Annotated in this window: 8 protein-coding genes; 5 read left to right on the top strand and 3 right to left on the bottom strand. The window is 71.2% G+C overall.

The features are described 5' to 3' along the window. Positions 1–158: 158 nt before the first annotated feature. From benC to benA, 3 genes are read right to left on the bottom strand one after another with little or no spacing between them, the layout of a single operon-like run. Positions 159–2,636, bottom strand: a complete 2,478-nt coding sequence (gene benC, locus G3I65_RS58120) for a benzoate 1,2-dioxygenase electron transfer component BenC (protein ID WP_160704193.1) — start codon at positions 2,634–2,636, stop codon at positions 159–161. Between the two features lie 8 nt (positions 2,637–2,644). Next, the gene (benB, locus tag G3I65_RS54175) at positions 2,645–3,151 is read right to left on the bottom strand and encodes a benzoate 1,2-dioxygenase small subunit (RefSeq protein ID WP_160704192.1); all 507 of its coding nucleotides are present in this window, start codon (positions 3,149–3,151) and stop codon (positions 2,645–2,647) included. Then, positions 3,148–4,509, bottom strand: a complete 1,362-nt coding sequence (benA, locus tag G3I65_RS54170; RefSeq protein WP_160704190.1) for a benzoate 1,2-dioxygenase large subunit — start codon at positions 4,507–4,509, stop codon at positions 3,148–3,150. Before benA ends, benB begins: the two co-directional genes overlap by 4 nt. Positions 4,510–4,679: 170 nt before the next feature. Here benA and G3I65_RS54165 point away from each other — a divergent pair, with 170 nt between their 5' ends. The 5 genes from G3I65_RS54165 to G3I65_RS54145 all read left to right on the top strand — a co-directional run. Then, complete coding sequence (locus G3I65_RS54165; protein ID WP_160704188.1) at positions 4,680–5,588, top strand: LysR substrate-binding domain-containing protein; 909 nt, start codon at positions 4,680–4,682, stop codon at positions 5,586–5,588. Beyond that, positions 5,585–6,688 (top strand): mandelate racemase/muconate lactonizing enzyme family protein, encoded by a 1,104-nt coding sequence (locus G3I65_RS54160; protein ID WP_160704186.1) that lies wholly within the window; start codon positions 5,585–5,587, stop codon positions 6,686–6,688. The genes G3I65_RS54165 and G3I65_RS54160 overlap by 4 nt, the downstream gene beginning before the upstream one ends. 21 nt (positions 6,689–6,709) lie before the next feature. After that, complete coding sequence (gene catA / locus G3I65_RS54155; protein WP_160704184.1) at positions 6,710–7,552, top strand: catechol 1,2-dioxygenase; 843 nt, start codon at positions 6,710–6,712, stop codon at positions 7,550–7,552. Continuing rightward, positions 7,552–7,833, top strand: coding sequence for a muconolactone Delta-isomerase (gene catC / locus G3I65_RS54150; RefSeq protein ID WP_160704182.1), 282 nt, complete (start codon positions 7,552–7,554; stop codon positions 7,831–7,833). Before catA ends, catC begins: the two co-directional genes overlap by 1 nt. Positions 7,834–7,925: 92 nt before the next feature. Continuing rightward, on the top strand, positions 7,926–8,438 hold a 513-nt coding region (locus G3I65_RS54145), incomplete at its 3' end, for an RNA polymerase sigma factor (protein ID WP_203612760.1).

Below are 8,438 nucleotides of genomic sequence, written 5' to 3'. Positions count from 1 at the left end.
GTGGCGCCGCGCGAGGTGCTCGGCGACGGCCGACGTGCCGATCCCGGGCGGCCCGGCGAGCAGCACGAAGCGGTTGCGGCCGGCCTGGAGGCGCTGCTCCAGCCCGGCCACGAGTTCCGCTCGCCCGATCAGCAGTGTCACGTCCACCTCACGCGGGTTCAGCCGAGGTCGCCTCCGGCCACGGGCAGGACCGTTCCGGTCACGTAAGAGGCCTCGTCGGAGGCCAGGAACGCGATCGCTGCGGCCTGCTCGTCCAGCGTGCCGTATCGCTTGAGCAGTGACGACTCGAGCGTCTGGTCGATGTGGGCCTGGAACCAGTCCTGTTCCCGCTCGGTCGCCAGCGCCGAGCCGCCGCGGGAGACGCGGCGGGCCGGTGCCTCGGTGCCGCCGGGGGCGGTCGCGACCACGCGGATCCCGGCGTCGGCGCACTCCAGGGCGAGGGAAGCGGTGATCGCGTTGATCCCGCCCTTCGCCGCGGAGTACGGAATCCGGTGGATGCCGCGGGTGGCGGCCGACGAGACGTTGACGATCACCGCGCCCGCGGCCATCGACGGCAGCGCGGCCCGGCAGGCGAACAACGTGGTCAGCAGCGACCGGCGCAGCTCGGCTTCGATCTCCGCCGGGGAAAACTCGGTGAACGGCTTGAACCAGATCGCCCCGCCGACGTTGTTGACCAGCACGTCGATCCGCCCGAACCGGGCGAGCGCCGCCTCGACCACGGCCTGCGCGCCCTCCCACGTCTCCAGGTCGGCGACCACGGCTTCCCCCGCCAGCTCGCCGGCCACGCCTGCGACCAGGTCCGAGCGGTCGGCCAGGACGACCGAACCCCCTTCGGCCGCGATCCGGCGGGCGGTCCGCTCGCCGATGCCCTGGGCCGCGCCGGTGACGACGACGACCTTGCCGTCGAACCGGCCCGGCGTGACGAAGGCCGGCCGCGCGGGCTCGGCGGCCATCGCCCGGCGGGTGGTCTGCTTCGAGCGGTCCGCGTGTTCGGCGATCACCCGGCGGGCGGCCGCCCGGTCGCCGAGTTCGAAGGCGGTCACGATGTCGAGGTGGTCCCGGGTGCAGCGCGGGTGGCACCAGGTGGCGTCGCGCAGGGTGGTCTCCATGTGCCCCTTGACGCCGAGGGCGCGGTAGGCCTGCAGGAGGTGCTCGTTGCCGGTGAGGGTGAACAGGTAGTCGTGGAAGGCCGCGTTGGCTTCGGTGTAGGCGGCGGCGTCGACGAACCGGTCACCGTCCACACAGGGCACGGCCGACTCGGCGAGCAGCCGGTAGCCTGCCAGCTGCCGCGAGTCGAGCCGCCCGATGGTCAGCTCGACCGCGCCCAGCTCGAGGGCTTGCCGCGCCTCGAACACGGCGTCCGACTCGTGCACCGACGGGTGTTCTTCGCCGATTTCGTAGTGGCCGGCCTCCGGTGGTGCCGGGAAGATGTCCTGCCCCGCGATCGTCCGGGCGACGGCGGCTTCGGCGGTGGCCGAGAGCGGTGTTCCCGCGCGTAGGGGCGTGACCGCGAGGGCGGGGAACAGGTCCTGCCCGGCCACGCTGCGGCTCGCGGCCGGTTGCTCCACCACAGGCTCGGGCACGACGACGGGATCAGGTGAGGGACGCGGCGGCGTCGCGGCGAGGGCGAACTTCTCGTAGTAGAAGCCGGTCGGTTCGAACCCGGCGTCGGCGAAGTGGGTGCGGACGGCCTCGACCATCGGCGGCGGGCCGCAGAGGTAGACCGCGACGTCGCCGCCGTGCAGGTGCTCGTCGCGGATCAGGGTGGTGACGTACCCCTTGTGGCGCGCGGTGCTCCCGGGATCGGCGACGCAGTGGTCCCAGGTGAAGTTGTCGATCCCCGCTGCCAGTTCCGTGAGCGTCTCGACTTCGACGAGGTCGTCGTCCGTGCTGACGCCGTAGACCAGGTGGACGGGCCGCGTGGAGCCGGCCGCCCGCAGGGTGCGCAGGATGGACAGGATCGGCGCGAGCCCGGTGCCACCGGCCAGCAGGAGCACCGGGCGTTCGGTCTCCCGCAGGAAGAAGCTGCCGTGCGGGCCGGTGAAGGTCAGCTCGTCGCCGATCCGGGCCCGGCCGGTCAGGTACTCCGACATGACGCCGCCGGGCGTGATCTTCACCAGGAACGTCAGGTGCTTGTCGTCGGGGGCGTTGCTGAACGAGTACGACCGGGACTCCCCGGTGCCGGGCACGGCGATGTTGACGTACTGCCCGGGCAGGAACGCCAGCTTGTCCCGCTCCGGCGTCTCGAGCGTGACCGCGACGGTCGTGGGGGAGAGCCGGTCGAGCGAGACGACCGTCGCCGGGTACGTCGCGGCCTGCGTCTTGGCGACCGCCGACGTGCTCGCGATCCGCAGGACCAGGTCCGACTTCGGTTTCATGCTGCACGGCAGCACGTACCCGCGGCCGGCCTCGTCGGCGGTGAGTGCGTCGTCGATGTAGCTGCCGCCGTCGTACTCGCCGGATTCGCAGAACGCCTTGCACGTGCCGCACGCGCCGTCGCGGCAGTCGAGCGGGATGTTGATGCGCTGGCGGTAGGAGGCGTCCGCGACGGTCTGGTCCGGTGCGCACTCGATGAACCGGGTGACACCGTCCTCGAAGGACAGTGCCACCTGATACGGGGCTCCTTGGAGCGTCATGGCGGACCTCAGATGTGGTAGACGTCGACGACGTGGTGGATGTAGTCGTTCTTGAGCACCACGGTCTTGCGGCGGATCAGCGGCGCCGGCCCGGAGAAGTCGATGGTGCAGAACGACGTCCCGTAGTACGGGTCGACGGTCTTGTACCGGAAGTACATGGTGTGCCAGTTGAACCGGACGTCCACGACGTCCCCGCGCCGCTCGATCAGCTCGACGTTGGTGATGTTGTGGCTGGTCCGCGGTTCCGGGATGGACGTCGCGCTGGAGCGTTCGGTGCGGATGCGGAACACCCGGTCCTCCAGGCCGCCCTTGTTCGGGTAGTAGATGAGCGAGACCGACGTCCGCGGGTCTTCGGTGAGCAGGTCGTCGTCGCCCCAGGAGGGCATCCAGTACACGACGTCGTCGGCGTAGCACTCCAGCCACTTCTCGAACTCGCGGTCGTCGAGGTAGCGGGCTTCGCGGTAGAGGAACTGCTCGACGTCGTGCCGGGTGATCGTCTTTTCGGCCGTGGTCATCGGGTTTCTCCTCGCTCCGCGGCGATCGCGGCCCGCATGGTCTCGCGCCAGTACCCGTGCTGGACGGGGTAGAGGCCCTCGTCCTCGTTCTTCCGGCCCGCGGAGATGACGCCCTTCATGTCCAGCGCCTCGGCGACCTCGTCGGGGCCGGTCAGCCAGTGCTGCGCGCCGCGGCTCATGTCGTTCCACGGCGCGGCGGTGGCGCGGAAGGTGAGCTGGCAGGAGCGGAACTCCTCCAGGTCGTCCGGGGTGGCCATGCCGGAGGCGTTGAAGAAGTCCTCGTACTGGCGGATCCGCCACGCCCGCGCGTCGGCGCTCTCGCCCTTGGGCGCGATGCAGTAGATGGTGACCTCGGTCTTGTCCGGCGCGATCGGCCGGAAGTGCCGGATCTGGGTGGAGAACTGGTCCATCAGGTACACGTTCGGGTACAGGCAGAGGTTGCGGGAACCGCGGACCATGAACTCGCCCTTGGCGTCGCCGAACTTCTCCTTCAGCTCGGCCATCCGGTTCCACAGTGGACGGTCCTGCGGGTTGCCCGCCCACGTCCACAGGCACAGGTGCCCGTTGGGGTAGGACCAGTAGCCGCCGCCGGACTTGCCCCAGCTGCCCGCGTCGAGGGTCTTGGTGTCGTTCTTGGACTCGCCGGTGTTGCGGCGCGCGGTCGTCGCCGCGTAGTTCCAGTGCGTGGCGGTGACGTGGTAGCCGTCGGCGCCGTTCTCGGCCTGGACCTTCCAGTTGCCGTCGTAGGTGTAGGTCGACGCGCCGCGCAGCACCTCCAGGCCGTCGGGGGACTGGTCGACGAGCATGTCGATGACCTTCGTGGTGTCGCCGAGGTGCTCGTCGAGCGTCGTGACGTCGGGGTTGAGGCTGCCGAAGAGGAAGCCGCGGTAGGAGTCGAAGCGGGCGACGCGCGTCATGTCGTGCGAACCGCCGGTGTCGAAGCTTTCCGGGTAGCCGGCGCCGTCGGGGTCCTTGACCTTGAGCAGCTTGCCGTCGTTGCGGAACGTCCAGCCGTGGAACGGGCAGGTCAGCGTGGTCCGGTTGTCGGTCTTGCGGCGGCAGACCATCGCGCCGCGGTGGGCGCAGGCGTTGATCAGGCAGTGCAGCTCGCCGCCGGCGTCCCGGGTGATGACGACCGGCTGGCGCCCGATGTACGTCGTGAAGTAGTCGCCGGGGTTCGGCAGCTGGCTCTCGTGGGCGAGGTAGATCCAGTTGCCCTCGAAGATGTGCTTCATCTCCAGCTCGAAGACCTCTTCGTCGGTGAAGATCCGCCGGTTGGCGCGGTACACGCCGGCTTCGGGGTCTTCGACGACGGCGTCGGCGACGACGGCGGAAACGTGCTCCAGCATCTCGGTCATGGCTCGAACCATGACACCTCGTGCGCCCGGTCACACCGGACATCTGCCTAGACCTGACCCAGGGTGCCATTGATAGCTACTGTTTATGGATCACTCGACATCAGGTCTTTGTCTTCGATCAGCTCGCTCCTTACCGTGAGGAGATCGGCGACACCGGGAGGAGGCCCACCGTGGAACTGCGTCACCTGCGTTACTTCGCCACCGTCGCCGACACGTGCCACTTCGGCCGTGCCGCCGAGCGGCTGCACATCGCCCAGCCGGCGCTTTCGCACGCCATCCGGCAGCTGGAGGACGAGCTCGGCGTGGCCCTGCTGGCCCGCACCACGCGGCAGGTCAGCGTCACGCCGGCGGGCGAGTTCTTCCTCGCCGAGGCGCGGCACGTGCTCGCCGCGGTCGACGCCGGGGTGCGCGGCGTCCGGCGCATCGGCGAGGGGCAGCTCGGCCTGGTCCGGATCGGCTTCACCGGGACCGCCGCGTTCTCCCACCTGCCGCACCTGGCGAGGGCGCTCGCGCAGCGGGTGCCGCAGGTCGAGCTGGAGGTCCGCGCCGACCTGCTCACCGCCGAGCAGTGCGACCTCCTCCGGTCCGGCACGCTCGGCATCGGGGTGCTGCGGCCGCCGGTGACCGGGGACGACATCGAGTTCCGCGTGATCGAGGTCGAGCCGCTCGTCCTCGCGGTCCCCGCCGACCACCGCCTCGCGGTCGAGCCGGTGGTGGCGATGGCCGACCTGCGCGCCGAGCCGCTGGTGACCTACACCGGGCGCAACTCGGTGGTGCACGAGGCGGTGGCGCGCAGCTGCCGCGACGCGGGCTTCACCCCGCGCCGGCAGCACGAGGCGCCCGGCACCGCGGCGTTGCTCGCGCTGGTCGCCGGCGGCCTCGGGATCGGCGTCGTGCCCGCCTCGGCGCGGTCGTTGCCGCTGGCCGGCGTGGTCTTCCGGGACGTGGCCGGTGCGGCGAGCGTCGAGCTCGCGCTGGCCTGGCACCGCGAAACCCGGTCCCCGGTCGTTTCGACCGTCCTCGCCGCGCTCGAGGACGTCTTCCCGCCCGTCCGGCCACCCTCGGAGGTCCGCCGATGAAGATCACGCACGTCGAGGCGATCCCGTTCGCCATCCCGTACCGCAAGCCCCTGCGGTTCGCCTCCGGCGAGGTGCGCACCGCCGAGCACGTCCTCGTGCGGGTGCACACCGACGACGGCGTCGTGGGCGTGGCCGAGGCGCCCCCGCGGCCGTTCACCTACGGCGAGACCCAGGCCGGGATCGTCGCCGTCATCGACTCGATCTTCGCGCCGCAGGTCGTCGGGCTGAGCCTGCCCGACCGCGAGACCGTCCACACGCGACTGTCCAGGACGGTCGGCAACCCGACCGCGAAATCGGCCGTGGACATGGCGATCTGGGACGCGCTCGGGCGCAGTCTCGACGTGTCGGTGACCGAGCTGCTCGGCGGCTACACCGACCGCATGCGCGTGGCGCACATGCTCGGGTTCGACGAGCCCGCGGCGATGGTCGCCGAGGCCGAGCGGATGCGCCAGACCCACGGCATCACGACGTTCAAGGTCAAGGTGGGCCGCCGTCCCGCGTCGCTGGACACCGCGGTCGTGCGGGCCCTGCGCGAGCACTTCGGCGACGGCGCCGACCTGTACGTCGACGGCAACCGCGGCTGGACCGCCGCCGAGTCGGCGCGGGCGATGAAGGAGATGGCCGACCTCGATCTGCTCTTCGCCGAGGAGCTGTGCCCGGCCGACGACGTCCTGGGCCGGCGCTGGCTCGTGCAGCGGCTGGACGTGCCGTTCATCGCCGACGAGTCGGCCGTGACACCCGCCGACGTCACCCGCGAGATCCTCGGCGGGTCCGCGACGGCGGTGAGCATCAAGACCGCGCGCACCGGCTTCACGCGGTCGCAGCGCACCCACCACCTCGCCGAGGGCCTCGGCCTGGAAGTCGTGATGGGCAACCAGATCGACGGCCAGCTCGGTTCCCTGTGCACGGTCGCCTTCGGGGCCGCGTACGAGCTGACCTCACGGCGCGCCGGGGAGCTGTCCAACTTCCTCGACATGAGCGACGACCTGCTGGACGAGCCGCTCCGCATCAGCGACGGCGAACTCGCCGTGCGCCCCGGCGCCGGCCTCGGCGTCTCGATCGACCCCGACAAGCTCCGGCACTACCGCCAGGACCGCTGACCCCCGAATCAAGGAGGATTCATGACCGCCACCGCCACGGCCGCCGCTTCCGGCGCCAACGCCACCGAGCGCTTCAAGAGCGACAAGTTCGCCGGCGTCGCCGGGACCCCGCCCGAGCGCGTCAGCCTGCTCGCGCGGGAGGTCCTGGACGCCGTGCACGCCACGATCCGCAAGCACAAGGTCACCTACGACGAGTACAACGCGCTCAAGGCGTGGCTGATCGCCGTCGGCGAGGACGGCGAATGGCCGCTGTTCCTCGACGTCTGGGTCGAGCACGTCGTCGAAGAGGTCGCCACCGAGCACCGCGAAGGCAACAAGGGCACCATCGAAGGCCCGTACTACGTCCCCGACGCTCCCGAGCAGGGCTCGCGCGGGTCGGTCCCGACGCGGGACGACGAGCCCGGCACACCGCTGACCTGGACGGGCCAGGTCACCTCGACCGACGGCTCCCCACTGGCCGGGGCGAAGGTCGAGCTGTGGCACGCCGACGCCGACGGCTTCTACTCCCAGTTCGCGCCGGGCATCCCGGAGTGGAACCTGCGCGCCTCCTTCACCGCCGACGACGCGGGCCGCTTCGAGATCCACACGGTGCGCCCGGCGCCGTACCAGATCCCGACGGACGGTGCCTGCGGCAAGCTGATCGCGGCGGCCGGCTGGCACGCCTGGCGCCCGGCGCACCTGCACGTCAAGGTGTCCGCCCCGGGTCACGAGCTGCTGACCGCCCAGCTGTACTTCCCGGGCGACGAGCACAACGACGACGACATCGCCTCGGCGGTCAAGCCGGAACTGCTGCTGGACCCGCGCGCCGTCGACGGCGGCGAGGCCATCGAGTACTGCTTCGTCCTGGACCCGGAGCGGTCCTGATGCTCTACCACGTCCGCATGGACGTCCGCCTGCCCGCCGACCTGGACCCGGCCGCGCGCGCGGAGATCGTGGCGCGCGAAAAGGCGTACAGCCAGCAGCTTCAGAAGGCGGGCAAGTGGCCCCAGCTGTGGCGGATCGCGGGGGAGTACGCCAACTTCTCGATCCTGGACGTCGCCGACCACGACGAGCTGCACGCGGTGCTGTCCGGATTGCCCTTGTTCCCCTTCATGGACATCGAGGTCACGCCGCTGGCGGCGCACCCGTCCAAGATCGGCGGCTGAGCGCAGCGGTGGGGCGGGCTGTCGCGGGCCCGGCCGATGGACCATGATGACCCGGACGTACGCGGTGGGGCAGACCGCAAAGGATGCGTTTGGTGCTCGATTCGGTCCCTTTCCGTGGTGGGCGCGCGCCGGTGGAGCCGGTGCTGGACGGCGCCCTCGAACGGGCGCAGCGTGGTGACGAGGACGCCTTCCGCGCGCTGTACCGGGCGGTGCAGCCCGGGCTGTGCCGCTATCTGCGGGTCCTGGTGGGACAGGACGCCGAGGACGTCGCCTCGGAGGCGTGGCTGCAGATCACCCGGGACCTCGCCTCGTTCCGGGGTGACCTGGACGGCTTCCGGGCCTGGACCGCGACGATCGGGCGGCACCGGGCGCTGGACCACCTGCGGCACCACCGCCGTCGTCTGGTGGCCGACGCGCCTGCCGAATGGTTCCCCGAGCGGGCCGCTCCCGACGACACCGCGGACGCGGCGATCGAGGCGACGGCCACCGGCGCGGCGCTCGCGCTGATCGCGACACTGCCGCGTGACCAGGCCGAGGCCGTGGTGCTGCGGGTCGTGGTCGGCCTCGATGCCAAGGCCGCCGCGGCCGTGCTGGGGAAGCGCCCT

The organism is Amycolatopsis sp. SID8362 (genome assembly GCF_010550475.1).
In the GTDB taxonomy this organism is placed as follows: domain Bacteria; phylum Actinomycetota; class Actinomycetes; order Mycobacteriales; family Pseudonocardiaceae; genus Amycolatopsis; species Amycolatopsis eburnea.
Note: the sequence above shows the minus strand (reverse complement) of the source record. Positions and strands in the feature narration are given on the sequence as shown.